This is a genomic window from Citrobacter freundii ATCC 8090 = MTCC 1658 = NBRC 12681, assembly GCF_011064845.1.
In the GTDB taxonomy this organism is placed as follows: domain Bacteria; phylum Pseudomonadota; class Gammaproteobacteria; order Enterobacterales; family Enterobacteriaceae; genus Citrobacter; species Citrobacter freundii.
Genome location: NZ_CP049015.1, coordinates 1,676,653 through 1,702,235 on the forward strand (window position 1 = coordinate 1,676,653; position 25,583 = coordinate 1,702,235).

Annotated in this window: 22 protein-coding genes; 11 read left to right on the forward strand and 11 right to left on the reverse strand. The window is 52.8% G+C overall.

Annotated elements, in window-relative coordinates:
* Window positions 1–128 precede the first annotated feature (128 nt).
* Window positions 129–632, reverse strand: a complete 504-nt coding sequence (dps, locus tag G4551_RS08005) for a DNA starvation/stationary phase protection protein Dps (protein ID WP_003035253.1) — start codon at window positions 630–632, stop codon at window positions 129–131.
* Between the two features lie 302 nt (window positions 633–934).
* Complete coding sequence (gene rhtA, locus G4551_RS08010; RefSeq protein WP_003035255.1) at window positions 935–1,822, reverse strand: threonine/homoserine exporter RhtA; 888 nt, start codon at window positions 1,820–1,822, stop codon at window positions 935–937.
* A gap of 353 nt (window positions 1,823–2,175) precedes the next feature.
* On the opposite strand from rhtA, the gene ompX reads away from it, so the two are divergent.
* On the forward strand, window positions 2,176–2,691 hold the full coding sequence (ompX, locus tag G4551_RS08015; protein WP_003035257.1) for an outer membrane protein OmpX: 516 nt from the start codon (window positions 2,176–2,178) through the stop codon (window positions 2,689–2,691).
* Window positions 2,692–2,755: 64 nt separating this feature from the next.
* Here the strand turns inward: ompX and G4551_RS08020 are convergent, their stop codons facing one another.
* Window positions 2,756–4,342 (reverse strand): phosphoethanolamine transferase, encoded by a 1,587-nt coding sequence (locus tag G4551_RS08020; RefSeq protein ID WP_003836999.1) that lies wholly within the window; start codon window positions 4,340–4,342, stop codon window positions 2,756–2,758.
* A gap of 276 nt (window positions 4,343–4,618) precedes the next feature.
* A complete protein-coding gene (gene mntS, locus G4551_RS08025) occupies window positions 4,619–4,747 on the reverse strand; it encodes a manganase accumulation protein MntS (RefSeq protein ID WP_003836996.1) in 129 nt (42 codons plus the stop codon).
* Window positions 4,748–4,933: 186 nt separating this feature from the next.
* Between mntS and mntR the strand changes: the two genes are divergently transcribed.
* Together mntR and G4551_RS08035 are read left to right on the forward strand one after the other, a co-directional pair.
* The gene (gene mntR / locus G4551_RS08030) at window positions 4,934–5,407 is read left to right on the forward strand and encodes a manganese-binding transcriptional regulator MntR (protein WP_003035264.1); all 474 of its coding nucleotides are present in this window, start codon (window positions 4,934–4,936) and stop codon (window positions 5,405–5,407) included.
* Window positions 5,404–6,513: an anion transporter gene (locus tag G4551_RS08035; RefSeq protein WP_003836994.1), complete on the forward strand. Its 1,110-nt coding sequence runs from the start codon at window positions 5,404–5,406 to the stop codon at window positions 6,511–6,513. The genes mntR and G4551_RS08035 overlap by 4 nt, the downstream gene beginning before the upstream one ends.
* A 94-nt stretch (window positions 6,514–6,607) precedes the next feature.
* Here the strand turns inward: G4551_RS08035 and ldtB are convergent, their stop codons facing one another.
* The gene (gene ldtB / locus G4551_RS08040; RefSeq protein WP_003836993.1) at window positions 6,608–7,528 is read right to left on the reverse strand and encodes a L,D-transpeptidase; all 921 of its coding nucleotides are present in this window, start codon (window positions 7,526–7,528) and stop codon (window positions 6,608–6,610) included.
* Between the two features lie 232 nt (window positions 7,529–7,760).
* On the opposite strand from ldtB, the gene G4551_RS08045 reads away from it, so the two are divergent.
* Window positions 7,761–9,356 carry an ABC-F family ATPase gene (locus tag G4551_RS08045; protein ID WP_003035269.1) on the forward strand — a complete coding sequence of 532 codons (1,596 nt, stop codon included), beginning with the start codon at window positions 7,761–7,763 and terminating at the stop codon, window positions 9,354–9,356.
* A 143-nt stretch (window positions 9,357–9,499) separates the two neighbouring features.
* Here the strand turns inward: G4551_RS08045 and G4551_RS08050 are convergent, their stop codons facing one another.
* The 4 genes from G4551_RS08050 to G4551_RS08065 all read right to left on the reverse strand — a co-directional run bounded on the left by G4551_RS08050 (window position 9,500) and on the right by G4551_RS08065 (window position 15,235).
* Window positions 9,500–10,762, reverse strand: a complete 1,263-nt coding sequence (locus tag G4551_RS08050) for a DUF1479 domain-containing protein (RefSeq protein ID WP_003035273.1) — start codon at window positions 10,760–10,762, stop codon at window positions 9,500–9,502.
* Window positions 10,763–10,915: 153 nt separating this feature from the next.
* Entirely contained in the window at window positions 10,916–11,731 is an 816-nt protein-coding gene (locus tag G4551_RS08055; protein WP_003836989.1) for a Cof-type HAD-IIB family hydrolase, read from the reverse strand.
* Window positions 11,732–11,897: 166 nt separating this feature from the next.
* Complete coding sequence (locus G4551_RS08060) at window positions 11,898–14,330, reverse strand: glycyl radical protein (RefSeq protein WP_003836986.1); 2,433 nt, start codon at window positions 14,328–14,330, stop codon at window positions 11,898–11,900.
* 5 nt (window positions 14,331–14,335) lie between these two features.
* A complete protein-coding gene (locus G4551_RS08065; RefSeq protein WP_003836984.1) occupies window positions 14,336–15,235 on the reverse strand; it encodes a glycyl-radical enzyme activating protein in 900 nt (299 codons plus the stop codon).
* Window positions 15,236–15,367: 132 nt separating this feature from the next.
* On the opposite strand from G4551_RS08065, the gene fsa reads away from it, so the two are divergent.
* Window positions 15,368–16,030 (forward strand): fructose-6-phosphate aldolase, encoded by a 663-nt coding sequence (gene fsa / locus G4551_RS08070; RefSeq protein WP_003836983.1) that lies wholly within the window; start codon window positions 15,368–15,370, stop codon window positions 16,028–16,030.
* An 86-nt stretch (window positions 16,031–16,116) separates the two neighbouring features.
* Here the strand turns inward: fsa and moeB are convergent, their stop codons facing one another.
* Both moeB and moeA read right to left on the reverse strand, forming a co-directional pair.
* Window positions 16,117–16,866 carry a molybdopterin-synthase adenylyltransferase MoeB gene (moeB, locus tag G4551_RS08075; protein WP_003836980.1) on the reverse strand — a complete coding sequence of 250 codons (750 nt, stop codon included), beginning with the start codon at window positions 16,864–16,866 and terminating at the stop codon, window positions 16,117–16,119.
* A complete protein-coding gene (gene moeA, locus G4551_RS08080) occupies window positions 16,866–18,101 on the reverse strand; it encodes a molybdopterin molybdotransferase MoeA (protein ID WP_003836978.1) in 1,236 nt (411 codons plus the stop codon). The genes moeB and moeA overlap by 1 nt, the downstream gene beginning before the upstream one ends.
* Before the next feature lie 175 nt (window positions 18,102–18,276).
* On the opposite strand from moeA, the gene G4551_RS08085 reads away from it, so the two are divergent.
* From G4551_RS08085 to gsiD, 6 genes are all read left to right on the forward strand, one after another.
* Entirely contained in the window at window positions 18,277–19,065 is a 789-nt protein-coding gene (locus G4551_RS08085; protein ID WP_003836976.1) for an aminoglycoside nucleotidyltransferase ANT9, read from the forward strand.
* Between the two features lie 191 nt (window positions 19,066–19,256).
* Window positions 19,257–20,222 carry a beta-aspartyl-peptidase gene (gene iaaA, locus G4551_RS08090; RefSeq protein WP_003836974.1) on the forward strand — a complete coding sequence of 322 codons (966 nt, stop codon included), beginning with the start codon at window positions 19,257–19,259 and terminating at the stop codon, window positions 20,220–20,222.
* Entirely contained in the window at window positions 20,209–22,080 is a 1,872-nt protein-coding gene (gsiA, locus tag G4551_RS08095; RefSeq protein WP_003836972.1) for a glutathione ABC transporter ATP-binding protein GsiA, read from the forward strand. The genes iaaA and gsiA overlap by 14 nt, the downstream gene beginning before the upstream one ends.
* 28 nt (window positions 22,081–22,108) lie before the next feature.
* Window positions 22,109–23,647 (forward strand): glutathione ABC transporter substrate-binding protein GsiB, encoded by a 1,539-nt coding sequence (gsiB, locus tag G4551_RS08100; RefSeq protein ID WP_003035297.1) that lies wholly within the window; start codon window positions 22,109–22,111, stop codon window positions 23,645–23,647.
* A gap of 47 nt (window positions 23,648–23,694) precedes the next feature.
* Window positions 23,695–24,615 carry a glutathione ABC transporter permease GsiC gene (gsiC, locus tag G4551_RS08105; RefSeq protein WP_003836970.1) on the forward strand — a complete coding sequence of 307 codons (921 nt, stop codon included), beginning with the start codon at window positions 23,695–23,697 and terminating at the stop codon, window positions 24,613–24,615.
* Between the two features lie 2 nt (window positions 24,616–24,617).
* Window positions 24,618–25,529, forward strand: a complete 912-nt coding sequence (gene gsiD / locus G4551_RS08110; protein ID WP_003035302.1) for a glutathione ABC transporter permease GsiD — start codon at window positions 24,618–24,620, stop codon at window positions 25,527–25,529.
* Window positions 25,530–25,583 lie beyond the last annotated feature (54 nt).

A 25,583-nucleotide genomic window follows, 5' to 3' on the forward strand; every position in this document is an offset into this window, starting at 1 on the left:
TAACGATTGTGTGAGGTGATTATTACAAATAATTTACTTTGGAGTGACGAACGATCAATGTTATGCACCATAGATGTGCAAAACCCCCGCCGGAGCGAGGGTTATATAGGTAATTCTTATGTCTGCTGTTACTCAATGTTGGCTTCGATAAACCACAGGAATTTATCGAGGTCGCGAGAAGCTGCGGTAAAGATATCTGCGGTATCTTCGTCTTTTGCTTCGCTAATAGCCTTACGTACGCTGTTTGCAACTACGGCATAACGTTCAGCCAGTTCTTTTAAGTGGTCCTGTACGCTATGGATATCCAGCGGGTAACTTTTCAGAGGCGTTTTGCTATTAATAACCTGAGTTGTGCCCAGTGCCACACCGCCCAACTGTACGGCGCGTTCAGCCATTGTGTCGAGGTGATCGGTCAGGGCTGTACGGAAGCCATCCAGCATTTCATGTACCGCAATGAAGTTTGCGCCGCGCATGTTCCAGTGAGCCTGTTTGGTGATCAATGACAGGTCAATAAACTGGATTACTTGCTGATTCAGCAGTTCTACGGTCGCTTTCTTTTCACTATCAGACACATCGTTGCGGGTATAAAGGAGAGCGGATGCTTTTGTTTTTACCAGTTTCGCGGTACTCATATTTTCATATCCTCTTGATAGTTATGTCCCAACTCTTCAACGGAATTAAGTATAGCGCTAAATTTGGATTTTTTTTTCCGGTGTTGCCTATTACTTTAATAGCGAAGAAAGGATAAATATAAATTACCTAGTAAAATCAATGCATTGATTGTTGTGTTTCTTGCGTGGTGTTATTTTTATGTTAATTTTGAGATTAAATGAAATATGCGGATGAGAAAATTATATTTTTTAGAATTATTATCACGCAGATTTACAATTGGATATTCTGCATGATTATGCAAACCATGCAGAATATTACGTGGTTAATTCACGTCGACTTGTTTTATTTGTGGCTCTTTACGAATAGTGAGCGTAGAGCCCATTGATGCGACGATAATGGCACCCAGAGCGAGTGTCTGGATAAGCGTCAGCGTTTCACCGAGGAAGATCATTCCGGAAACCGCTGCCAGGGCAGGTTCCATACTCATCAATGTACCGAAAGTACGCGTCGGCAGGCGCGTCAATGCAATCATCTCCAGTGAATAGGGAAGTGCAGTAGAGAGGACTGCAATGGCCAGGCCTAACGGCAGAATGGACCAATGCCACAGGGCATCACCAGCCTGGATCGCGCCGATTGGCACAAATACCAGTGCTGCAATTAATGACCCTACTGCGACGGTTGCCGGACCGTGTTCCGCCCCGGCTCGCTGCCCGGTAAGAATATAGATGGCCCAGCAGGCACCAGCCCCCAGCGCTAGCGCAGCACCGGTTAAATCGACGTGAGAAACGTCCTGACCTAATGGCAGCAGGAACCACAGTCCGAGTACAGCCAGTGCAACCCAAATGAAATCCACCGGGCGCCGGGATGAAAACAGCGCTACCGCCAGCGGGCCGGTAAATTCCAGCGCCACGGCAATTCCCAGTGGCACGGTCTGGATTGACAGATAGAAGAGATAGTTCATCCCGCCCAGAGACAGGCCATAAAACAGAAGGGGCAGGCGCTGTTCTTTGGCGAATCGCAAACGCCAGGGTTTAAAGAAGGCGATAAGGATGAGGGTGCCCAACGCAAGGCGCAACGCGGTAACGCCCGGCGCGCCGACGAGCGGGAACAGCGATTTCGCCAGAGATGCTCCGCTTTGAATGGAGGACATAGCAATTAGCAAAACCAAAATAGGCAACCAGACTGGCGCTTTACGTGACGACCCCGGCATCCTTTCTCCTGTCAAATTATGTCAATAGAAGTAAAACAGCGAGTGTAATGGAAATACACACATGCGGTTGAGTATTCGTTGAAAAAAAAATTGCTCAGTTCCGTACAATGGCATGAAACTGATGGATTAATAATCTGCGTGATTAGGAATAATCTGGATGAATGTGCCATATTGTGCGCGCAATAATGGCATTTTACTTTAGAAAAGTGATGTTAATTGAAAGAGATAGCGGATTCCTGAAATGTTCTGTTACATGAAAGACCCCGTTAGACATCGCTAATCGCAAAGAGTTTCCCATCAATTTTTGGTATATTTAAAACTTAAGATTTACTTGAAGCACATTTGAGGTGGTTATGAAAAAAATTGCATGTCTTTCAGCACTGGCCGCTGTTCTGGCTTTCTCCGCAGGTACTGCTGTAGCTGCTACTTCTACCGTTACCGGTGGTTACGCTCAGAGCGATGCTCAGGGCGCAGCGAACAAAATGAACGGTTTCAACCTGAAGTATCGCTACGAGCAGGACAACAACCCGCTGGGTGTTATCGGTTCCTTCACTTACACTGAAAAAGATCGTACCGATGCTTCTGGCGACTACAACAAAACTCAGTACTACGGCATCACTGCTGGTCCGGCTTACCGTCTGAACGACTGGGCAAGCATCTACGGTGTAGTGGGTGTTGGTTACGGTAAATTCCAGAACGCAGCATCCCCGGCTGACAACCACACCACCAGCGACTACGGTTTCTCTTACGGTGCTGGTCTGCAGTTCAACCCGATCGAAAACGTTGCTCTGGACTTCTCCTACGAGCAGAGCCGTATTCGTAGCGTTGACGTTGGCACCTGGATCGCTGGCGTGGGTTACCGCTTCTAATCACTTCGGTGATATGAAAAATCCGCCTCTCGGGGCGGATTTTTTTTGCCTGCAATATGAGCTGTTAACGAGATTTGGTCTCGAAGATGTCGGTACCAAGGTGGTTGTAGTCCACCTTCTGCAGCTTAAAGTTGGTGATGTACACAGGCCCGGCTTTTTTCTCTGAGATAAAGCGGTAGCTGTTGGTTATTTCTTTTGCGCTAATCCCTGTCCACTGCGAGAAAAAGCTGAGGAAATCATTGGCGGATCGACGGGCCTTAATCACCCGATGCGCTTTATCATCGCTCGACAGCACCATGAAAGGTACCTGGAAATTTTGCTGGAACTGATCATCATGCGCCAGGTACTGCACCTCTTTTCCCCGTTCTTTAAACGCGAGGCCATGATCGGAGAAATAGACCATCGAGAAGCTGCTACCGCTATTACGTAACTGATCGTATAGCTGGCGCAGTAGGTCATCCGTTTGCGTCATGGTGTACAGGTAGCAAGACGTCTCTTTTGACTGGACGAAAGTCTCGTACTTACCCTGCGTACGGTCGCAGGCCTGCGGATGTGAGCCCATTAAATGCAGTACAATAAGCTGCGGCTGAGTGCGCTCGGTTGCCAGCACCTGAGCGGTCATCTTCAACAGCGCTTCGTCACGGGTATTTTTATCCGCTTCGAAGTCACCGTTCTTGAGGAACTGAACTTCATCAGCGCGTTTTGCAATGCTGGCGATGGCCGTGTCGTATTCACCAATTTGTCCCTGATTGGAGAACCACCATGTCTGGAAACCCGCGCGGTTGGCCAGGGTGACAAAGTTATCCTGGAACTGGGGCTTATTGTCGACCACCCGATTCAGCGTCAGGCCGAGTGATTTTTGCGTTGAACCGCTGGCAGCAATGTAATCCGCAAAGATGTAGCCGTTAACGGAGCTGGCAAACGGGGTGTTATCCCAGTGGCCGCCAAACGCGCCTAACGCATCGCGGCGGGCGCTTTCGCCGATCACCACGACGTAGGTGTGATACTTCGGCTTCACGGCGGTTACGGTCCAACTGTCTTTCACGCTCGACAGCTTCGCCATACGCTCTTGTTCGTCGAGCACTTCGTTGTTATTGACGATCACGTCCTTGGCAAACCGGAAAACCGGATAGCCAGTGTCTTTCAGCTTGAACACGCCGCCCCAGGCCAGGTTTTGTACCGGGGTAACAAAGAATGCGACAATGCTGAACAGCAAACAAACGCTGTCGAACTTGTTCCAGCCACGCTTTTGTTCATCTTTTTTACGACGTACGGCGATAACGCCGAGGGCGAAAATAAACACCCCAACCAGATAACTGTACCAGGGGAAGATGGTCAGGATTTCGGTGGACTCTTCCATATTGGTTGAGTGCAGCGCCAGCAAGGTATTGAAGTTCGGTGAGCCGTAAGCCTGGCCGAACGGAAAATACATTGCCGCAATCAGCGAGCAAATGCCAATCAGCACTTTCTGCGCGCGTGGCGCGCTGCGCCACATCAGCATTAATATACAGGTGAAAGCAACGCTATAGAGCAGGCTAAGCGGATAGCCCAGCGCAAGATTGATCAGCAGAGACTGTAAGAAATAGAGGCCAGTCCACGGACTAATCGCCCGGCTGCGAGCAATGATTGAATCTTTGAGGGTTAAATTCATATGCCACTGTTACAAAAACGCCATGTGCTTACCCTGGCGCTAAGGGTCATTGCCTGCCTGAGAGAGCGAGAAGAGGGATAGGGTCCGCATCCGCGAGCCGCAATATATGCAGGGCTGCGAAAAGATAGAGTGTGCGCAAGAGAAGGTCAACTACTACAAAGAAATTGTTTTGCGAGGGACGTGGCAAAACTGACAAAAAGAAGGGTTATTGGGACGAAAACCACCACCGTACCCGGATGACGGCAGGAAAAAGAAGCGGCGTACCGCAACGCCGCATTAATTTTCTGAAGGTTTATCCTTCTCAGGTTTGCTGTTAATCATGTCACACAGCATAGAGATCAGCATCAACCGTACTTTAAAGGGAGAGTGGCTAAACACGCGTATACACCTCTTAAATTCATTCATGTAAACCTCCTGACTTCACGATCCCATCAGTCCTTGAGGGATGTCTTTATTATATACAGATATAGCACAGGCTATATTATATAGCTATTGCTAAAACGTTAATTTTTTGTGCCCGCGCAACTCTGGTTTACAATGAGTGCTCTCTAATCAGATGCCGTTAACGCGTCACAGTAACGAGGAAGCAGAATGAGTCGTCGCGCAGGTACGCCAACAACAAAAAAAGTGACGCAATTGGTGAATGTCGAAGAACACGTTGAAGGGTTTCGTCAGGTTCGGGAGGCGCATCGCCGTGAGCTGATTGATGACTACGTAGAGCTGATTTCCGATCTCATTATTGAGGTAGGTGAAGCGCGCCAGGTGGATATGGCCGCACGGCTTGGGGTTTCCCAGCCGACGGTTGCTAAAATGCTTAAGCGTCTTGCTTCAGTCGGATTGATTGAAATGATCCCCTGGCGAGGCGTGTTTTTAACCGCAGAAGGTGAACGACTGGCTCAGGAAAGTCGGGAGCGTCATCAGATTGTGGAGAATTTCCTGTTGATGTTAGGTATCAGTCCGGAAATTGCCCGTCGCGACGCGGAGGGGATGGAGCATCACGTCAGTAAGGAAACGCTGGAGGCTTTTAGCCGGTTTACGCAACAGCAAGGAACAGGCTCTGAATGAGTTTTTCTTTATTACGCGCCTTACAGCGCGATCGTTTTTTCCAGCTGTTAATCATCGTTGGGGTTGTACTGAGCCTGTTCACGCCATTTACACCCCGGTCGTGGCCGGGAGCAATTGACTGGCACACAATTATCACGCTTAGTGGCCTGATGTTACTGACCAAAGGCGTGGAGCTAAGCGGTTACTTCGATGTGTTAGGGCGCAAGATGACCCGCCGTTTCAAAACAGAGCGTCAGCTGGCGATATTTATGGTGCTGGCAGCGGCGTTGTTGTCGACGTTTCTGACCAACGATGTTGCGCTGTTTATTGTTGTTCCGCTGACCATCACTCTGAAAAAATTGTGCGCTATTCCGGTGAATCGCCTGATTATCTTTGAGGCGCTGGCGGTTAACGCCGGATCGTTGCTCACGCCAATAGGCAATCCACAAAACATTCTGATGTGGGGACGCTCAGGCTTATCGTTTACCGCGTTTACCTGGCAAATGGCGCCGCTTGCGGGGGCCATGATGCTGACGCTGGTGGTGCTGTGCTGGTTTAGTTTCCCGAATAAAGCATTGCATTATCACACCGGTACGCGCGCACCTGACTGGCAACCGCGTCTGGTGTGGGGCTGTCTGGTGTTGTATATCATCTTCCTTGCAGCACTGGAGTTAAAACAAGAGCTGTGGGGTCTGGCGATTGTGGCGGCAGGGTTCATGGTGCTGGCTCGCCGCGTGATCCTCAGCGTAGACTGGACGCTGCTGTTGGTGTTTATGGCGATGTTCATTGATGTGCACTTGCTGACGCAGCTTCCGGCCCTGCAGGGGATAACCCACCAGATTGGCGCGCTTTCAGCGCCGGGACTTTGGCTGACCGCCATTGGCCTGTCGCAGTTTATCAGTAATGTGCCCAGTACGATTTTGCTGCTGAACTACGTCCCGCCAACGCTGCTTCTGGCCTGGGCGGTCAATGTGGGCGGCTTTGGGCTGTTGCCAGGATCGCTGGCGAATCTCATTGCGTTACGGATGGCAAACGACCGCCGGATCTGGTGGCGTTTTCATTGGTATTCGGTACCGATGCTGATATGGGCGGCGCTGGTGGGTTATGGTTTGTTGCTGATGATGTAATTGATGTGGTGTGCCGGATGGCGGCTGGCGCCTAATCCGGCCTACAGTGTTGGTAGGCCCGATAAGCGTAGCGCCATCGGGCATGTATAGCTGATTAGTTCAGGCGAACCGGCATACCAGAACGGTTCTGTACTGCCTGCTCAACGACGGCCTGATCGACGTCAGGCTGACCGGTGATGCTGGTAATGCTCTTGGTCAGGGTAATCGGTACAATTTCCCCGCCTTCGAACTGTGCTTCAGTCGTAGACAGCGGGTTATGTACTTCGATGTAACGGCTACCGTCTGGTTCGGTAGTGGCTTTTACCGGCTCATCAATAAACTGTACACGGGTGCCGACCGGCACATTTTCAAACAAGAATTTGATGTCGTCGTTACGCAGACGTACGCAACCGTGGCTGACACGTAAGCCGACGCCGAAGTTAGCATTGGTACCGTGGATAGCATACAGGCGACCGATATACAGCGCGTACAGTCCCATCGGGTTATCCGGACCAGCCGGAACAACGGCTGGCAGCGGCTCGCCTGCAGCGCGGTATTCCGCATGCATTTTCGCCGTTGGCGTCCAGGTTGGGCCTGCTTTTTTACGTTCTACTTTGGTGGTCCATTTGATTGGCGTGTCTTTGCCCAACTGGCCGATACCGATCGGCAGAACAATGACGGTGTTGGTGCCTTTCGGGTAGTAGTACAGACGCATTTCAGCGCTGTTGATAACAATACCTTCATGCACGGTATCCGGCAGGATTAACTGCTGAGGAATGTTCAGCACGGTGCCGCCTTTCGGCAGGAAGGTATCCACGCCCGGGTTGGCTTCCAGCATGTTAGACAGACCCATCTGATACTCTGCCGCAAAATACTCCAGCGGTTGGGTGTTGCCTTCAGGAATAGTAATGACCTGGTTTTGGCCAATCAAACGGCTACCATCGGTCGGCAGCGGGTACGTGACGGCTGAAGCGGTATTACAAAAACCAACTATTGCGAGTGCCGCCGCGAAAAGCGTTGTTAATTTCATATTCATATTCATGTATGCGAGATTCAGTGCCAGGCAGGCTAGTGGGTTGAGATTTATGTAGTGTTGGGCACGCATTATATGTGCAATCTGAGCAACAAGGAATTCGGATGTGTACTAAATCACATTTTTTTCCTTTTGGTTTCACTTTATCCCTTCCGCATGAAGACGCGATCTTCTTGCAGACTTATGGCATAATAAGCGGTTTGTCACATATTTCTTTCTCTTTCAGGATACGCCAGTGTTAGTTTCCAGCAACGTCACCATGCAGTTCGGCAGTAAGCCGCTGTTTGAAAATATTTCCGTCAAATTTGGCGGCGGCAACCGTTACGGCCTGATTGGCGCGAACGGTAGCGGTAAATCCACTTTTATGAAAATTCTCGGCGGCGACCTCGAACCGACGCTGGGTAACGTTTCCCTCGATCCTAACGAGCGTATCGGTAAGCTGCGCCAGGATCAATTCGCCTTTGAAGAATTCACCGTGCTTGACACCGTGATCATGGGTCACGCTGAACTGTGGGAAGTGAAGCAGGAGCGCGATCGCATTTACGCCCTGGCTGAGATGAGCGAAGAAGACGGCTATAAAGTTGCTGATCTCGAAGTTCAGTATGGCGAAATGGACGGCTACTCTGCGGAAGCGCGTGCGGGTGAACTGCTGCTGGGCGTAGGCATTCCGGTAGAACAGCATTACGGCCCGATGAGCGAAGTCGCGCCCGGCTGGAAGCTGCGTGTGCTTCTGGCGCAGGCGCTGTTCTCTAACCCGGACATTCTGCTGCTCGACGAACCAACGAACAACCTGGATATCGACACCATTCGCTGGCTGGAGCAGACGCTGAACGAGCGTGACAGCACCATGATCATCATTTCGCACGACCGTCACTTCCTGAACATGGTCTGTACACACATGGCGGATCTGGACTATGGCGAACTGCGTGTTTATCCGGGTAACTACGACGAATACATGACGGCGGCAACCCAGGCGCGTGAACGTCTGCTGGCCGATAACGCCAAGAAGAAAGCACAGATTGCCGATCTGCAATCCTTCGTCAGCCGCTTTAGCGCCAACGCGTCTAAATCTCGACAGGCGACCTCTCGTGCGCGTCAGATTGATAAGATCAAGCTCGACGAAGTGAAAGCGTCCAGCCGTCAGAACCCGTTCATCCGCTTCGAACAGGATAAGAAACTGTTCCGTAACGCGCTGGAAGTGGAAGCGCTGGCGAAAGGTTTTGATGAAGGTCCGCTGTTTAAAAACTTCAACCTGCTGCTGGAAGTAGGGGAGAAGGTTGCCATCATTGGTGCCAACGGCGTGGGTAAATCCACCATGCTGAAAACGTTGGTTGGCGATTTGCAGCCGGACAACGGTACCGTTAAGTGGTCTGAAAACGCCCAGGTGGGTTACTACGCGCAGGATCATGAATACGAGTTTGAAAACGATCTGACCGTCTTCGAATGGATGAGCCAGTGGAAACAAGAAGGCGATGATGAGCAGGTTGTGCGCAGCTTCCTTGGCCGTCTGCTGTTCAGCCAGGACGATATCAAGAAACCTGCAAAAGTGCTCTCCGGTGGTGAAAAAGGACGCATGCTTTTCGGTAAGCTGATGATGCAGAAACCGAATATCCTGGTCATGGATGAACCGACCAACCACCTGGATATGGAATCTATCGAGTCGCTGAACATGGCGCTGGAAATGTATCAGGGCACGTTGATCTTTGTTTCTCACGACCGTGAGTTCGTCAGTTCCCTGGCGACCCGCGTGATTGAGATTACGCCGGAGCGCGTGATCGACTTCACCGGCAACTACGAAGATTACCTGCGTAGTAAAGGTATTGACGGTTAATTTACCCGTCGTCTTTCGTGTTACAGGTGTGTTGGCTGCACCTGTTCACCCCGGTCACTTACTTATGTAAGCTCCCGGGGATTTACAGGCTGGTCGCCTTCCTGTAACGCGAAATACCTAGGGAAAATTATGTAAGCTACATATTAAATAATCCCCAGCGCGCGTTTACCGTGGATATTCAAATCCTCCAGCGTGAAGCGTCCTTCCCAGTTAGTTTCATAATCCTCTCGCGGGAAATCACCCGGCGATGCGCCTTTTTCCAGCGCAGCTTTCACTTTGTGGGCGTAGGCCAGATTTTTTTCGCACATCGGGGCGGCAGGGATATACATTACGTTACCCCAGCCCTGCTGATTTTCGACAGGCGCGACGGAGTGAATCACATCGCAATGCCACCACACAGAGTCTCCGGCGTCCAGTTGTGGGATGCTGGTTAACGCTTCAATCAGCAGCGGATGCCATTGTGCGGAAATAGGCAGGACTCTGCCGGGCGCTACGCCGCAAAGCTCATCTTCCGGCACATCGTCAAGCAATGGGCGTAACAGCACATACGCCATCGCTTCAGGAATCGGAACCACGTGCAACAATCCCTGACCTGGCAGCATATCGGACAACGCAGTCCAGCCCTGGAAGGTGCGAAATACTGAACATTTGGTGGTGTTATCCACCGTGTACTCTTCTACTTCGGTGCGATGCGCAGCCTGCCACGGATCGTAATCTGCCAGCTTGCCATTGAAAACATGAGCAAATACCTGCTGATACGCAGGCAGCAGCCAGCGTTCCAGCGCGCCGGAATCCGTATGCGCGCCCAGCCCTTTGGAGGTGGTTCCCGGCGGACGGCGGCGTATACGGTCAGGGTAGATAACGCTGACATCCGGGTTAAACCATTGTTTACCTTCGCTTGAAAATGTCCAAAGACGATTGAGGAACGACTGCGCATTGGCCATTTCTTCACTTTGGCGGGCCTGCATCTGCGCCTGGGACCAGTAAATGGGGTAGATTTCAGGTCGCGATGCGCTCAGGGTGCCGAAGAAGTTATCGCCTGGCCCTTTGTAGACGTCATCAAAATGGTTGCGATCCAGGTAATCAAGCATCGACTGATCCCATGCCAGCGCCTGTTCGCGGGGGAAATGCCCTTTAATGACTGCGCATCCGCGACGCTTAATTTCTTCACGCTGCTCTGCACTCACGCGACCCGCTTTGATATCCGCATAGGACAACACAGGCCATACCGGGGAACCTTGCGCTTTGAGAGCGTTGATTTCCGCCACGCGGGTGGCAATGGCATCGCTCAGCTGATTGAAGATCAACTGAACATCCCCAAGCTGTGCCCGCAGTTGCTGTTTCATCTGACGGATTGCCGCTTTGTGATCGGCGGGCAACGTGTCGCTGGTAAAAGTAAAAGCCATAACCACCTCGCATTAACTTTCATTCGAAACTAAATTTGATTGCAAGTGACAATATAAGTTAAAAATTGGTTAATGCAAGTTTAAAAACCTGCTGGTGTGAGCAAAATAGAAAAAGAGTGAAAACCGGGATGAGGGATACCCCGGTTGGCAGGATCAGACGTTAAAAGGTGAAGTGTTATCCAGCACTGCCTGAATTACGTTCAGCGCGCCTTGATGGTTATTGTCATCGGTCTGATAGCGGGCAATCGCTTTGATGCTCTCTGCCGCATTGGCCATGGCGAAAGAGTAGTGCGCCATCTTCAGCATTTCCGCGTCATTGCCACTGTCGCCAATGGCGACCACGTTTTGCGGTGACAGGTTCCAGCGTTTTAGCAGACGGCTGATCCCGTTGGCTTTATGTAAGCCTGGAATGATCAGGTCGATAAACCCAAAGCCGCTGGTGACGGGCTTCATAATGCCGTCGAGAGCAGAATGAAGGTGATCGATAACCAGCGGGATCTGTTGGTCCGGTAAATTCAGCGAGAACTTGAACAGCACATCGTCGATATCCTGATAATCCTTGACGGGTTTCAGGCGGTGGTAGTGTTTTGACATCAAACCGACAAAGGACTCTGGGGCATTTTCGCTCACGTAGGCGCTTTGCAGTCCACAGGCCACAAAGTTGAGTTGCTTATCTTTGAGCAGTTCGCCAATGACAATGCGTGATTCGTGGCGCGTAAGCTCGCCGTGAAACAGCTGTTTGCCATGTTCAAACACCAGCGCCCCGTTCTCGGCGACAAAAGAGATCTCATCTTTGAGCTGCGGGAAAAAGGAGATCAACTGGTAATACTGGTTGCCGCTTGCCACGACAAATTCAATATCTCGTTTCTTCAGTTCCTGATACTGCGCCATAAAGCGTGCACGATCGTATTGCTTGGCGTCGTCGAGAAAAGTTCCGTCCATGTCGGTGACGATAACTTTGATGGTCATATATGCTCCTGGCTCATAACTGCGACCAGAAACATTTTAATAACAATGTGAGCTAAAGCACAAATTTAATTTCGAATGAAAGTAAAACGCCAGGTGGCAACTTCGCCTTACCTGGCTAAAGGGGAGTATGTAAGCCCGGTAAGCGTAGCGCCACCGGGCGGGAGGGTTACAGCATATGTTCAGTGCGCGCGATGATATCGTCCTGTGCATCCGGAGACAGTGCGGTGAAGAAGGCGGAATAACCCGCTACACGCACCACCAGATCACGGTACTGATCCGGGTGTTTTTTGGCTTCCAGCAGCGTTTCACGAGAAACGATGTTGTACTGAATATGCCAACCTTTGTGCTCTTCAAAGAAGGTACGCAGCAGAATCATCAGCTTTTGTTTGTCAGACTCATTTTCCAGCGTGGCCGGGTTCAGCTTCTGATTTAACAGCACGCCACCGAGAATCGAACCGGTCGGCAGTTTACCCACCGAGCCAATTACCGCAGTTGGGCCGAGATGGTCCGTACCGGAAGCCGGGCTTGCGCCTTCTGCCAGTGGAGTGTGTGCTTTACGGCCATCCGGCGTTGCCATCGTTGCCGCGCCAAACGGCACGTTTGCAGAAATAGACGAGGTCCCGGCGTAGTAATTGCCGCCAACCGGACCACGCCCGTAACGCGGATTATGATACTGTTTCAGTGCATCGATATAAGTCTGATAAGCGCGGGCCAGCAGCGTATCAACGCTATCGTCATCGTTGCCGTATTTTGGTGCGCCGTTGATTAGCCGTTGGCGTAACTGCTCATGGGTCAGACCGTCAAAATCATCGGCCAGCGCGGCGGCCAGTTGTTGTTGACCGATAGCGCCCTGTTCAAAGACCAGTTTCTTCACTGCTGCCAGGCTGTTGCCGAGGTTGGCGATACCCACCTGCAAACCTGATACCCAGTCATATTTCGCGCCGCCTTGCTTAATGCTTTTCGCGCGTTCGATACAGTCGTCTACCAGCGCGGAGCACAGAATATCGTGTACGTTCTCTTCCAGCATGGTGTCAACGACATACTCGATTTCAATGGATTTACGCGTGTAGTAGCGAATCTGTGTATCCCAGGCATCCATCACTTCATCGAAATTGTTGAAGTTGCCAGCTGAGAGCGCTTTTTCCTGCGGCAGGAAGACTTTGCCGCTGGTGGCATCGCGTCCGCCTTCCAGCGCCGCCAGCATCACGCGGGCAAAGTTAATAAAGCTCATGCCGGTGCAGCGGTAGCCCCATTTGCCGCCAACGGCGGTTTCGATGCAACCAATAGCTGCATAGTCATAGGCGTCTTGCGGTTCAATGCCCAGCTTAATGAATTCCGGAATGACGATTTCATCGTTGTTAAAGGCTGGCATCCCGAAGCCGCAGCGGATCACCTGCACGCAGGCATCAAGGAAGTCATTACTCATCCCCGCGTGATAACGCACGCTCAGGTTCGGCTGAGTAGAACGCAGGCGGCCACATGATTCCAGAATGGCGTAGGAGAGCGGGTTGACGGCATCCATCGCCTGACCGCTAACCAGGTTCTGGCCACCTATGGTTACGTTCTGATACAGCGGGCTGCCCGCTGAGGCTTTCGAATGGGAGCCAGAACGGATTTTGTTCACTTCCAGCAGTTTCAGCCAGCAGCTGTGCAACAGCTCAATGGCGTGCTCACGATCGAGGCTCTGATTCAGTTCTACGTCGCGACGGTAGAACGGGTAGAGGTACTGATCCATACGGCCAAACGACACTGAGTGACCGTTAGATTCAATTTGCAGAATCAACTGGATGAAATAGCACAACTGCAACGCCTGCCAGAATGTTTTTGGTGGCTCATGGGCAATCACATCACAGTTTTCCGCCATGGTCAGCAGTTCATCGCGACGGCTGGTGCGCGTTTCTGTGGACGCCATTTTACGCGCCAGCGCGGCAAAGCGCTCAATGTGCAGGCTGACGGCCTCCAGCACGATATCAATCGCTTTCAGGAACTGCTCGCCGTGGAGATCGTCCAGACACGTCAGATTGATGCGGGAGCGACGTTCATCGACCTTGTGGCGCAGGCCGTCGAGACCTTTTTCCAGTAGTAGCGGGAAGTTCACCGCCAGGTGTGCGTCGCCGGAGGTCATATTACCTTCGGCTTTGATAATGCCGGTTTCCAGCAGCCCTTTCTGCTCGTCAGTGAACATCCCGTAGCAGCGATCCTGCACGGTCTGACCACGCCACCACGGACACACCTCGTGTAAGACGCGTTTATTCTCTTCGCTTACCGCAAAGCCTGCGCCCGGTCTGTCGGCGAGGTCGTCGATCTCTTTTTCAATCCAGGAGACGGTGTATTCCGGGAAGATCGGCGCGGCGCGCACTTCGCTTGCCTGGTTACCGATAATCAGTTCGTCATGCTTGATCCAGATGGTGCGTTCCGCCAGATGATGGGCCAGCGCCAGCGCGCGGCGTACCGGGATCGGCTTATCCAGGTGTTGCTGATACATCTCGGTATAGTGCTGGGCGCGCTCGGTACAAACCGGCGGTTTCACGATGTGGATCAGGGCTGTTTTATGCGCTTTGATACGATCGCTGAGTGTGTCCAGTTTCAGAGTGGTCATGGCGATTATCCTCGTAGGGTCGCGGTTAAACCTTTAAGGCTGGCATACTGCTGGGCAAATTCGAGCAGTGCAGGCGCATCAAGCGGTTTATCCGGTGCGTTGTAGGGTTGACTGAGTAAGTGGTATTTGTTGATACCAAGGGTGTGGTAGGGCAAAAAATGAATCTCCCCGACGTGAAGCTCGTCGGCAGCAAAATCGGTAATAGCCTGGATGGCGGCTTCGTCAGCGTTGAATCCCTGAATCAGCGGTACGCGGATAATCATTTTTTTACCAGCTGCGGCCAGTTTTTTTAGATTTTCCAGCACACGAGAGGCGCAGCCATCGGTCCACTGTTTAAACGGCGCATCCGCCACGTGTTTTAGATCGGCCAGAAACAGATCGACGTCAGATAATGATGGTTCAATATACTTCCACGGGACATGCAGGCAGGTTTCCACTGCGGTATGAATGCCGGCGTCGTGGCTGGCTTTGAGCAAAGAAGCCGCCAGCTCTGGCTGCATAAACGGTTCCCCACCGGACAGGGTGAGTCCCCCTCCGCTGCGATCGTAAAACGGTTTATCACGCAATACGGTCGCCATGATTTCGTCCACGCTTTTTATCTCTCCACAGACGGTTAGCGCCTGCGTTGGACAGCAGTGGGTCAGCGCTGCGAGAACGTCATCGGTCAGTTTTTCGCGATGAATCAGCAAACCGCTTAGTGCCCGCTCAATTACTTCGGGTGCTGCCTGAGCACAAAGATCGCAACCATCAAGGCACAGGCGTGCGTCATAGAGCAGATCCTGCGTACGGGCGCGACTTTCCGGATTCTGGCACCACCGACAGCCCAGGGAGCATCCCTTAAGGAACACCACAGTACGGATCCCGGGACCATCATGCGTGGAATAGCGCTGGATATTGAAAATCATAAGCGACCTCTTTTCTTTCGTATAAAGATTAAATTACTTTCGAATGAAAGTTATATTGACGTGCGTCAACTAACCGTGAGGTTTCGCCGTGTTACCTTTTATTCATGCTAATTATTCGTTTGAGGAAAGGTTATGGAACTCTATTTAGATACGTCTGATGTTGATGCGGTAAAAGCTCTGGCGCGCATTTTCCCGCTGGCAGGGGTGACCACTAACCCGAGCATTGTGGCGGCGGGGAACCAGACGCTGGAAGTACTACTGCCGCAACTGCAGGAAGCGATGGGAGGACAAGGCCGTCTGTTTGCTCAGGTGATGGCGACCACTGCCGAAGGGATGGTTAGCGATGCGCGTAAGCTGCGGGCAATCATTGCTGATATCGTGGTCAAAGTGCCGGTAACAGCAGAAGGTCTGGCGGCTATAAAATTGCTGAAAGAAGAAGGGATCCCGACGTTGGGTACTGCGGTATACGGTGCAGCTCAAGGGTTATTGGCTGCACTGGCAGGTGCGGAATATGTTGCGCCATACGTTAACCGCGTGGATGCACAAGGAGGGGATGGCATTCAGACGGTGACCGACCTGCAGACGTTACTGAAAATGCATGCCCCGCACGCCAAAGTACTGGCAGCCAGTTTTAAAACGCCGCGTCAGGCGCTGGATTGCCTGCTGGCAGGCTGCGAGTCCATCACGCTACCGCTGGACGTTGCTCAGCAGATGATTAGCTCTCCGGCAGTTGATGCTGCCGTCGCGAAGTTTGAGCACGACTGGCAGAGCGCATTCGGTCGCACGTCGATCTGATGCTGTTGCCGGGTGGCGCTAACGCTTGCCCGGCCTACGTTCGAGCCGTTGTAGGTCGGGTAAGGCGAAGCCGCCACCCGACTTTTTTACCGACTACAAACCTCGCACCCCGGATTACGCATCAGCTTCATTTCGCGAAACTGGCAGGTCATGGCATCGTACATGACGATTTTTCCGGATGCCGGTTTACCGTAGTTTGCCAGCAGCTTAATGGCTTCCATCGCCTGTAACGAGCCGATCACGCCGATTAGCGGGGCCATCACTCCGGCTTCTACGCAGGTCAGGGCGTTTTCACCGAACAAACGGCTCAGGCAACGGTAGCAGGGCTCGCCTTCCTGATACGTAAAGACGGTAATTTGCCCTTCCATGCGAATTGCTGCACCGGAAACCAGCGGAACTCTGGCGGCAAAGCATCCGGCATTCAGCTGATTGCGGATGCTGACGTTATCCGTACAGTCCAGCACCAAATCGTGTTCGGCAATAAGCGCGTGAATCTCGCTATCGTCCAGCAGCGCATTCAACGGCGTAATGGCGATATAAGGGTTAATCCGCGTTAGCGCGTCACGAGCGGATATCACTTTTGGTTGCCCTACGGTTGCATCGCTGTGCAGCGTCTGGCGTTGGAGGTTCGACACGGAGACCGTGTCAAAGTCGAGCAGGGTTAAATGCCCGACGCCAGCACCAGCAAGGTACTGGGTTGCAGCACATCCCAGCCCCCCCAGACCAACGACCAGTACCCGCGCATCTTTGAGCGCTTCCTGACCTTCGAAATCGAAGCCGCGCAGAATGATTTGCCGGTTATAGCGCATCATCTCCTGGTCGCTGAGTTCTGCCATTACAGGCCTCCAAACAGTGCGTTAAATGGCTCAACTTCAACCCATTCTCCGGCCTCAACGTTACCGCGATCGCGCTCCAGCACGATAAAGCAGTTGCCCTGGCTAAAGGAGCTAAAAATATGCGAGCCCTGGTGCCCGGTGGTAGTGACTTCCAGTTCGCCTTCCGCGGTACGCTGCAATACACCACGCTGAAAATCCAGACGCCCTGGCGTTTTCTTCAGGCGTGAAGCGGTGCGCACGCGCTGGCGCGGAGGCAACCCACAGGCGGTGTTGCCGCTGAGTTTCGCCAGCAGCGGTTGTACCAGTTGATAAAAGGTGAGGGCAGCAGACACCGGGTTACCCGGCAGGCCGCAAAACCAGCTGTTGCTCAGTTTGCCAAAGGCGAACGGTTTACCGGGTTTGATGGCCAGCTTCCAGAAGGCAATTTCTCCCAGTTCTTCCAGAATGGTTTTGGTGTAATCCGCTTCGCCTACCGAAACGCCACCAGAGCTGATGACGACGTCGGCCTGGCTGTCAGCTTCGATAAATGCGGCCCGCAGCGCGTTGGGATCGTCGCGAATAATTCCTAAGTTGATCACCTCGCAGCCCAACTGCTGCAGCATCAGGTGAACGGTCAGACGGTTTGTGTCATAAATCTGCCCGTCACCCAGCGGCTGACCCGGCAATTGCAGCTCATCACCGGTGGAGAACAACGCCACGCGGACTTTACGCACAACGGGGACCTCGGCAATACCGAGCGAAGCCAGCACGGGAAGCTCGGCGGTTGTCAGACGAGTTCCTGTGGGGAATACCACCGCGCCGTTTGCAATATCTTCACCGCGCAAACGAATATTTTGTCCGCTGCGGACGTCGGCGGTAAAACGCACACCGTCGTCAGTTTGTTCCGTTTGCTCCTGCATTACCACGGCTTCACAACCGGCAGGCACCGGGGCTCCGGTCATAATACGGATGCAGGTTCCCGCAGGCCACTCGCCGTGGAATGGCTGTCCAGCAAAGGCTTTGCCAGCCACCGCAAGAGGCTGGTCTGATTGTAAATCGGCTAATCGCACCGCATAGCCATCCATTGCCGAGTTATCGAATCCCGGCACATCAATCGGGGAGACGACGTCGGTGGCCAGAATGCGGCCAAAGCATTGAACCAGCGGCAGCGTTTCGACGGCGGTGAGTGGGGTAATACGCGAAAGCATCTGAGAAAGAGCCGTTTCAAGCGGCATCAGTCCGGCGGTAAATTCCATGAGAAGACTCCTGCGGGGCAAAATCGAATCCGCTCATTATGTCAGAAAATGGACGCGGACAGTATGCTACCTCAGGCTTAGGATCAGATCTGATACAGGTTTTCTGCCAGAGATTAGCGCTACAGGAAAAATGCAGTATAGACTCATGATTTCTGCTTTTTCTCCAGGAGGCTAAATGTCTGCGACTATCCCGGATTCAATTCGACGACAGGTGAATGCCGCCAGTGCACTGATTGCGCGGATTATCGAGGGCGACCTGGTTGCTGTTCATTTGTATGGCTCTGCTGTTGAAGGTGGCTTAAAGCCCCAAAGCGATATCGATTTACTGGTTACCATTAGGCAGCCACTTAATACCCGGCAAAGAAAAGATCTGATGCAGGGTTTTCTGGAAATATCAGCCCCGCCTGGTAGCGTTGATAGATATCGGGCGCTGGAAGTGACCATCGTGATCTATTCACAACTTGTACCCTGGCAATTCCCACCGTCAAGAGAAATGCAATTTGGCGAATGGTTGCGTGACGATATTCGCGCGGGAATTGTTGAACCGACACAGGTGGATCCTGATCTTTCCATCCTGCTGACCCAGACCAGGCGCGCCAGCGTAGCGTTGTTCGGTGAAGCCGCTGAGACGTTATTCAACGTCATTCCTTTTAGCGATGTCGTGCAAACATTTCGGCATATTCTTGATATGTGGCAGAAAACGGGCGATTTAGAGGGTGACGAGCGAAATATCATCCTTACTCTGGCACGTATTTGGTACAGCCTGGTTACGGGCAATATTGTCGCTAAAGATGAAGCCGCCGCCTGGCTTATACCGCAATTACCCGTTGAGTATGCTGACACGCTGCAAGCCGCGCGTGCGGAATACCTGGGGTTAACCAAAAAGAACTGGGCTGCGTCTATGCCGTCTGTTGAACGCTTTGTGTTTTATGCAAAAAAACAGATTGCCGATCGGCTTGAATAATATATTCAACGATGTTGGAAGATCCCCTTTCTGATTAACTCATCTAAATAACCTGATGGGATGGGGGGTGAGGTACGGGCCTTAACCTTTACATGACGTCTGCATCTTTCTATATTCAAAAATCGAATCAATAAGTCACAGAAATTCTGATATTTATAACCCCGGTACCTGCCACCTAATGGACGAAAAAAATGGGTAAAGCAGTCATTGCAATTCACGGCGGCGCAGGGGCTATTACCCGTTCGCAGCTGAGCCAGGAGCAAGAGTTGCGTTATATACAGGCGCTGTCGGATATCGTTGAAACCGGCCAGCGGATGCTTGAAGACGGTCGTAGCGCACTGGATGTCGTTACCGAGGCCGTGCGCCTGCTGGAAGAGTGTCCATTGTTTAATGCCGGAATTGGCGCGGTGTATACCCGTGATGAAACCCATGAGCTGGACGCCTGTGTGATGGACGGTAATACGCTGAACGCAGGCGCCGTCGCCGGGGTAAGCCATCTGCGAAACCCGATTCTCGCGGCACGGCTGGTAATGGAACACAGCCCACATGTCATGATGATAGGTGAAGGGGCTGAAAACTTTGCCATTGCGCAGGGTATGGAGCGCGTATCAGCGGATATTTTCTCGACGCCAGAACGCTACGCTCAACTTCTGGCGGCGCGAACAGCGGGTGAAACGGTGCTGGACCATAGCGCGAGCCCGCTGGATGAAAACAACAAAATGGGTACCGTGGGTGCGGTCGCGTTAGATATGTTTGGCAATCTGGCGGCAGCAACATCGACCGGCGGGATGACCAATAAATTACCGGGGCGGGTGGGTGACAGTCCGTTGGTTGGCGCAGGCTGTTATGCCAATAATGCAAGTGTGGCAGTCTCCTGCACCGGAACCGGAGAAGTCTTTATTCGTGCTTTGGCGGCCTATGACATTGCGGCGTTGATGGACTACGGCGGTCTGAGTTTATCCGAAGCGTGTGAACGCGTAGTGATGGAAAAATTACCGGCGCTTGGCGGCAGCGGCGGTTTAATTGCTATCGATCATGAGGGCAATGTCGCTTTGCCGTTTAACAGCGAAGGCATGTACCGCGCCTGGGGATATGCAGGTGATACGCCAACCACCGGTATTTATCGGGAAAAAGGAGATAGCGTTGCCACACAGTGATGAGCTTGATGCCAGCGATGTGCTGGCAGTCAGCAATCTGAATATTGCCTTTGAACAGGAGCAGCAGCGTGTCAGCGCAGTGCGCAATCTGTCATTTCGCCTGAAGCGTGGCGAAACGCTGGCGATAGTCGGCGAGTCTGGTTCTGGTAAGTCGGTGACCGCCTTGTCGCTGATGCGTCTGATTGAACAGTCCGGCGGCGAGGTGAGCTGCGATGAAATGCTCCTCCGACGCCGTAATCGACAGGTTATTGAGCTGGGTGAACAGAGCGCATCACAAATGCGTCACGTGCGCGGTGCGGATATCGCGATGATCTTCCAGGAGCCTATGACATCGCTTAATCCGGTGTTTACCGTGGGCGAGCAAATTGCCGAGTCTATCCGCTTGCACCAGGGTGCCAGTCACGAAGAGGCGATGGTAGAAGCGAAGCGAATGCTCGATCAGGTGCGTATCCCCGAGGCGAAGGCGATTTTATCGCGTTATCCACACCAGCTTTCCGGCGGTATGCGCCAGCGGGTGATGATCGCCATGGCACTGTCGTGTCGCCCTGCGGTTTTAATTGCTGATGAGCCGACAACCGCGCTGGATGTCACCATTCAGGCGCAGATCCTGCAACTGATAAAAGTGTTGCAGCAGGATATGTCGATGGGAGTGATCTTTATTACCCACGATATGGGCGTTGTGGCGGATATTGCCGACCGCGTGCTGGTGATGTATCAGGGCGAGGCGGTAGAAACCGGCAGCGTTGAGCAGATTTTTCACGCTCCCCAGCATCCTTATACTAAAGCGCTGCTGGCAGCCGTGCCGCAGCTTGGGGCAATGAACGGGCATGAACTTCCGCGCCGTTTCCCGCTTATTTCATTACACGATCCCAGCCATGTAGAGCCACAGACCGAACAGGATACCGTGGTTGAAGGCGAGCCAATTTTGCAGGTACGTAACCTGGTGACGCGTTTTCCTCTGCGTAGCGGCATTCTAAATCGCGTAACTCGCGAGGTGCATGCAGTGGAAAACGTCAGCTTTGACCTGTGGCCGGGAGAAACGCTATCGCTGGTGGGGGAGTCGGGCTGTGGGAAATCCACCACCGGGCGGGCGCTGTTGCGCCTGGTTGAGTCTCAGCGTGGGGAAATCATTTTCAACGGACAGCGTATTGATACCCTTGCTGCCAGCAAGTTGCAGCCGCTGCGTCGGGATATTCAGTTTATCTTCCAGGATCCGTATGCCTCGCTCGATCCACGTCAGACGGTGGGATATTCCATTCTGGAGCCGCTACGGGTGCATGGGTTATTGCAGGGGGATGCGGGGTCAAAACGAGTTGCATGGCTGCTGGAACGCGTAGGATTGCTGCCTGAGCATGCCTGGCGCTATCCGCACGAGTTTTCCGGCGGTCAGCGTCAGCGTATCTGTATTGCACGGGCATTGGCACTCAATCCCAAAGTGATTATTGCCGATGAATCTGTCTCGGCGCTGGATGTTTCAATTCGTGGGCAAATTATCAACCTGTTGCTCGACCTGCAGCGGGAAATGGGAATTGCATACCTGTTTATTTCCCACGATATGGCGGTGGTGGAACGGATCAGTCACCGTGTGGCGGTGATGTATCTCGGGCAAATCGTTGAGATTGGCCCCCGACGCGCGGTGTTTGAAAATCCGCAACATCCGTATACGCGCAAACTGATGGCGGCAGTACCAGTTGCCGATCCATCGCATCACCGACCACAGCGTGTGCTGTTGTCGGATGATATCCCCAGCAATATCCGCAAGCGCGGCGAAGAGATTTCCCCCGTGTCGTTACAGTTAGTTGGCCCGGGGCATTATGTTGCGCGTGGGCAACCAGAAAATGCGCTTTCGCGTTTATAACAGGCAGGCAGGGTTTAAGGAGAATAACATGACAAAAATTGTTGCTCGGAAATGGCTGGTTGCTGTGGGAGTGGCCTCTGCGCTGGCCGCATCGCCTGGCTGGGCCGCCAAAGACGTGGTGGTGGCGGTAGGATCCAATTTCACCACACTTGACCCCTATGACGCGAATGACACGTTGTCGCAGGCGGTAGCGAAGTCGTTTTATCAGGGACTGTTTGGCCTTGATAAAGAGATGAAGCTGAAAAATGTGCTGGCAGAGAGCTATACGGTTTCTGATGACGGCCTGACTTACACTCTTAAGCTGCGTCAGGGCGTGAAATTTCAGGATGGCACCGACTTCAACGCCGATGCGGTTAAAGCCAACCTCGACCGCGCCAGCAATCCGGAAAACCGTCTGAAACGCTACAACCTGTATAAGAATATCGATAAAACCGAAGTCGTCGATCCGTCGACGGTGAAGATTACGCTGAAACAGCCGTTCTCTGCCTTTATCAATATTCTGGCGCATCCGGCAACGGCAATGATTTCTCCCGCCGCGCTGGAGAAATACGGTAAGGAGATCGGTTTCCACCCTGTGGGGACCGGGCCGTACCAGCTTGATACCTGGAATCAGACAGATTTTGTGAAGGTTAAGAAGTTCGCGGGTTACTGGCAGCAAGGGCTGCCAAAGCTGGATACGATTACCTGGCGTCCGGTGACCGACAACAACACGCGTGCGGCCATGCTGCAGACCGGGGAAGCGCAGTTTGCCTTCCCGATCCCTTACGAGCAGGCTGCGTTACTGGCGAAGAATAAAAACCTGGAACTGGTGGCCAGTCCGTCTATTATGCAACGTTATATCAGCATGAACGTCACGCAAAAACCATTCGACAACCCGAAGGTGCGTGAAGCGCTGAATTATGCCATCAACCGCCAGGCGCTGGTGAAAGTGGCGTTTGCGGGTTATGCCACGCCAGCAACGGGCGTTCTTCCTCCGTCGATAGCCTATGCGCAAAGCTATACGCCATGGCCATACGACCCGGCGAAAGCGCGCGAACTGCTGAAAGAAGCAGGTTATCCGAACGGTTTTACCACCACGCTATGGTCTTCGCATAATCACAGTACCGCGCAGAAAGTGCTGCAATTTACCCAGCAGCAGCTGGCGCAGGTGGGAGTTAAGGCTCAGGTAACAGCGATGGATGCCGGTCAGCGCGCGGCGGAAGTAGAGGGTAAAGCGCAGAAAGAGAGCGGGGTGCGGATGTTCTACACGGGCTGGTCTGCCTCTACGGGGGAAGCTGACTGGGCGCTGTCACCGCTATTTGCATCACAAAACTGGCCGCCAACACTGTTTAATACGGCGTTCTATAGCAATAAGCAGGTGGACAGTGATTTAGCGGCAGCGTTGCAAACCAACGATCCGGCGCAGAAAGCGAAGCTGTACAAGGATGCGCAGGATATTATCTGGAAAGAGTCGCCGTGGATCCCACTGGTAGTGGAAAAACTGATTTCGGCGCACAGCACCAGATTGACCGGGTTCTGGATTATGCCGGATACCGGATTTAGCTTTGATGATGCGGATTTAAAATAAGCTATTCATTCGGCCCCGCTAACCAGGGGGCCGGCGAAGGGAGCGTGATGCTTAACTATGTTTTCAAGCGCCTGCTGGGGTTGATTCCAACTCTGTTGATTGTTGCGGTGCTGGTGTTTTTATTTGTTCACCTGTTACCCGGCGATCCGGCCCGGCTGATTGCCGGACCGGAAGCTGACGCCGAGGTGATTGAACTGGTACGCAAGCAGTTGGGGCTGGACCAACCGCTGCATATTCAGTTCTGGCATTACATGACCAACGTGTTGCAAGGCGATTTTGGCACGTCGATGGTTTCTCGTCGCCCGGTTTCCGAAGAGATAGCCAGCCGTTTTATGCCGTCGTTATGGCTGACAATTGCGAGTATGGCATGGGCTGTGTTATTTGGTATGACGGCGGGGATCATTGCAGCCGTATGGCGCAATCGCTGGCCGGACAGGTTGAGTATGACGCTGGCGGTCACCGGGATCTCGTTCCCGGCGTTTGCGCTTGGCATGCTGCTCATGCAGATATTCTCCGTTGAGCTCGGTTGGTTACCCACCGTTGGCGCTGACACCTGGCTGCACTATATCCTCCCGTCTATTACGCTGGGCGCGGCGGTGGCTGCGGTGCTGGCCCGGTTTACCCGCGCTTCGTTCGTCGATGTGCTCAGCGAAGACTATATGCGCACCGCGCGGGCTAAAGGGGTGAGTGAGACCTGGGTGGTGTTAAAACATGGTCTGCGTAACGCGATGATCCCGGTGGTCACCATGATGGGACTACAGTTTGGCTTTTTGCTTGGTGGATCAATCGTGGTTGAGAAGGTGTTCAACTGGCCTGGGCTTGGGCGACTGCTGGTGGACTCCGTCGAAATGCGCGACTACCCGGTGATTCAGGCCGAGGTACTGTTGTTTTCTCTGGAGTTTATTCTTATCAACTTAGTGGTGGATGTGCTTTACGCCGCCATTAATCCGGCTATCAGGTACAAGTAAGGATGCGATTTTTTAACTGGCGCCGACAGGCGATTTTGAATGCAATGCCCCTTGTTAAGCCAGAGCAGATACGCACACCGTGGCATGAGTTCTGGCGTCGTTTCCGTCGACAGCACATGGCGATGTTCGCTGGGCTGTTTGTATTGCTCCTGATCATGGTGGCGATTTTTGCCCGCTGGCTGACGCCATTTGATGCCGAGAATTACTTCGATTATGACCGTTTGAATGATGGGCCGTCGATGCTGCACTGGTTTGGTGTCGATTCTCTGGGACGAGATATCTTTAGCCGCGTGTTGGTTGGCGCCCAAATCTCGCTGGCGGCAGGAGTCTTTGCCGTGTTTATTGGCGCGGCGATTGGCACAGTGCTGGGTCTGCTGGCGGGATACTACGAAGGTTGGTGGGATCGGCTGATTATGCGTATCTGCGATGTGCTGTTCGCCTTTCCCGGCATTCTGCTGGCGATAGCCGTGGTCGCCGTGCTGGGCAGCGGCATTGCGAACGTGATTATCGCCGTGGCCATTTTCTCCATTCCTGCTTTCGCGCGCCTGGTGCGCGGAAATACACTGGTGCTGAAGCAACAGACGTTTATTGAGTCTGCGCGCAGTATTGGTGCCAGCGATACGACCATCATTTTTAACCATATCCTGCCGGGTACGGTTTCATCGATCGTGGTCTTTTTTACCATGCGAATTGGCACGTCGATCATCTCTGCCGCGAGCCTGTCATTTCTGGGATTAGGCGCACAGCCGCCGACGCCGGAGTGGGGGGCAATGCTTAATGAAGCGCGTGCTGACATGGTGATCGCGCCGCACGTGGCGATTTTCCCGGCGGTAGCGATATTCCTGACGGTGCTGGCGTTTAACTTACTGGGAGATGGTCTGCGCGACGCGCTGGACCCGAAGATAAAAGGATAAATTACAGGCCGGATAAGACGTAACGCTTATCCGGCCTACGGTTGAGTTACGCTT

Bases quoted from the DNA above. Each gene is read 5' to 3' on its own strand.
- dps (WP_003035253.1), bottom strand. From the start codon at position 632: ATGAGTACCGCGAAACTGGTAAAAACAAAAGCATCCGCTCTCCTTTAT.
- rhtA (WP_003035255.1), bottom strand. From the start codon at position 1,822: ATGCCGGGGTCGTCACGTAAAGCGCCAGTCTGGTTGCCTATTTTGGTT.
- ompX (WP_003035257.1), top strand. From the start codon at position 2,176: ATGAAAAAAATTGCATGTCTTTCAGCACTGGCCGCTGTTCTGGCTTTC.
- G4551_RS08020 (WP_003836999.1), bottom strand. From the start codon at position 4,342: ATGAATTTAACCCTCAAAGATTCAATCATTGCTCGCAGCCGGGCGATT.
- mntS (WP_003836996.1), bottom strand. From the start codon at position 4,747: ATGAATGAATTTAAGAGGTGTATACGCGTGTTTAGCCACTCTCCCTTT.
- mntR (WP_003035264.1), top strand. From the start codon at position 4,934: ATGAGTCGTCGCGCAGGTACGCCAACAACAAAAAAAGTGACGCAATTG.
- G4551_RS08035 (WP_003836994.1), top strand. From the start codon at position 5,404: ATGAGTTTTTCTTTATTACGCGCCTTACAGCGCGATCGTTTTTTCCAG.
- ldtB (WP_003836993.1), bottom strand. From the start codon at position 7,528: ATGAATATGAAATTAACAACGCTTTTCGCGGCGGCACTCGCAATAGTT.
- G4551_RS08050 (WP_003035273.1), bottom strand. From the start codon at position 10,762: ATGGCTTTTACTTTTACCAGCGACACGTTGCCCGCCGATCACAAAGCG.
- G4551_RS08055 (WP_003836989.1), bottom strand. From the start codon at position 11,731: ATGACCATCAAAGTTATCGTCACCGACATGGACGGAACTTTTCTCGAC.
- G4551_RS08060 (WP_003836986.1), bottom strand. From the start codon at position 14,330: ATGACCACTCTGAAACTGGACACACTCAGCGATCGTATCAAAGCGCAT.
- G4551_RS08065 (WP_003836984.1), bottom strand. From the start codon at position 15,235: ATGATTTTCAATATCCAGCGCTATTCCACGCATGATGGTCCCGGGATC.
- fsa (WP_003836983.1), top strand. From the start codon at position 15,368: ATGGAACTCTATTTAGATACGTCTGATGTTGATGCGGTAAAAGCTCTG.
- moeB (WP_003836980.1), bottom strand. From the start codon at position 16,866: ATGGCAGAACTCAGCGACCAGGAGATGATGCGCTATAACCGGCAAATC.
- moeA (WP_003836978.1), bottom strand. From the start codon at position 18,101: ATGGAATTTACCGCCGGACTGATGCCGCTTGAAACGGCTCTTTCTCAG.
- G4551_RS08085 (WP_003836976.1), top strand. From the start codon at position 18,277: ATGTCTGCGACTATCCCGGATTCAATTCGACGACAGGTGAATGCCGCC.
- iaaA (WP_003836974.1), top strand. From the start codon at position 19,257: ATGGGTAAAGCAGTCATTGCAATTCACGGCGGCGCAGGGGCTATTACC.
- gsiB (WP_003035297.1), top strand. From the start codon at position 22,109: ATGACAAAAATTGTTGCTCGGAAATGGCTGGTTGCTGTGGGAGTGGCC.
- gsiC (WP_003836970.1), top strand. From the start codon at position 23,695: ATGCTTAACTATGTTTTCAAGCGCCTGCTGGGGTTGATTCCAACTCTG.
- gsiD (WP_003035302.1), top strand. From the start codon at position 24,618: ATGCGATTTTTTAACTGGCGCCGACAGGCGATTTTGAATGCAATGCCC.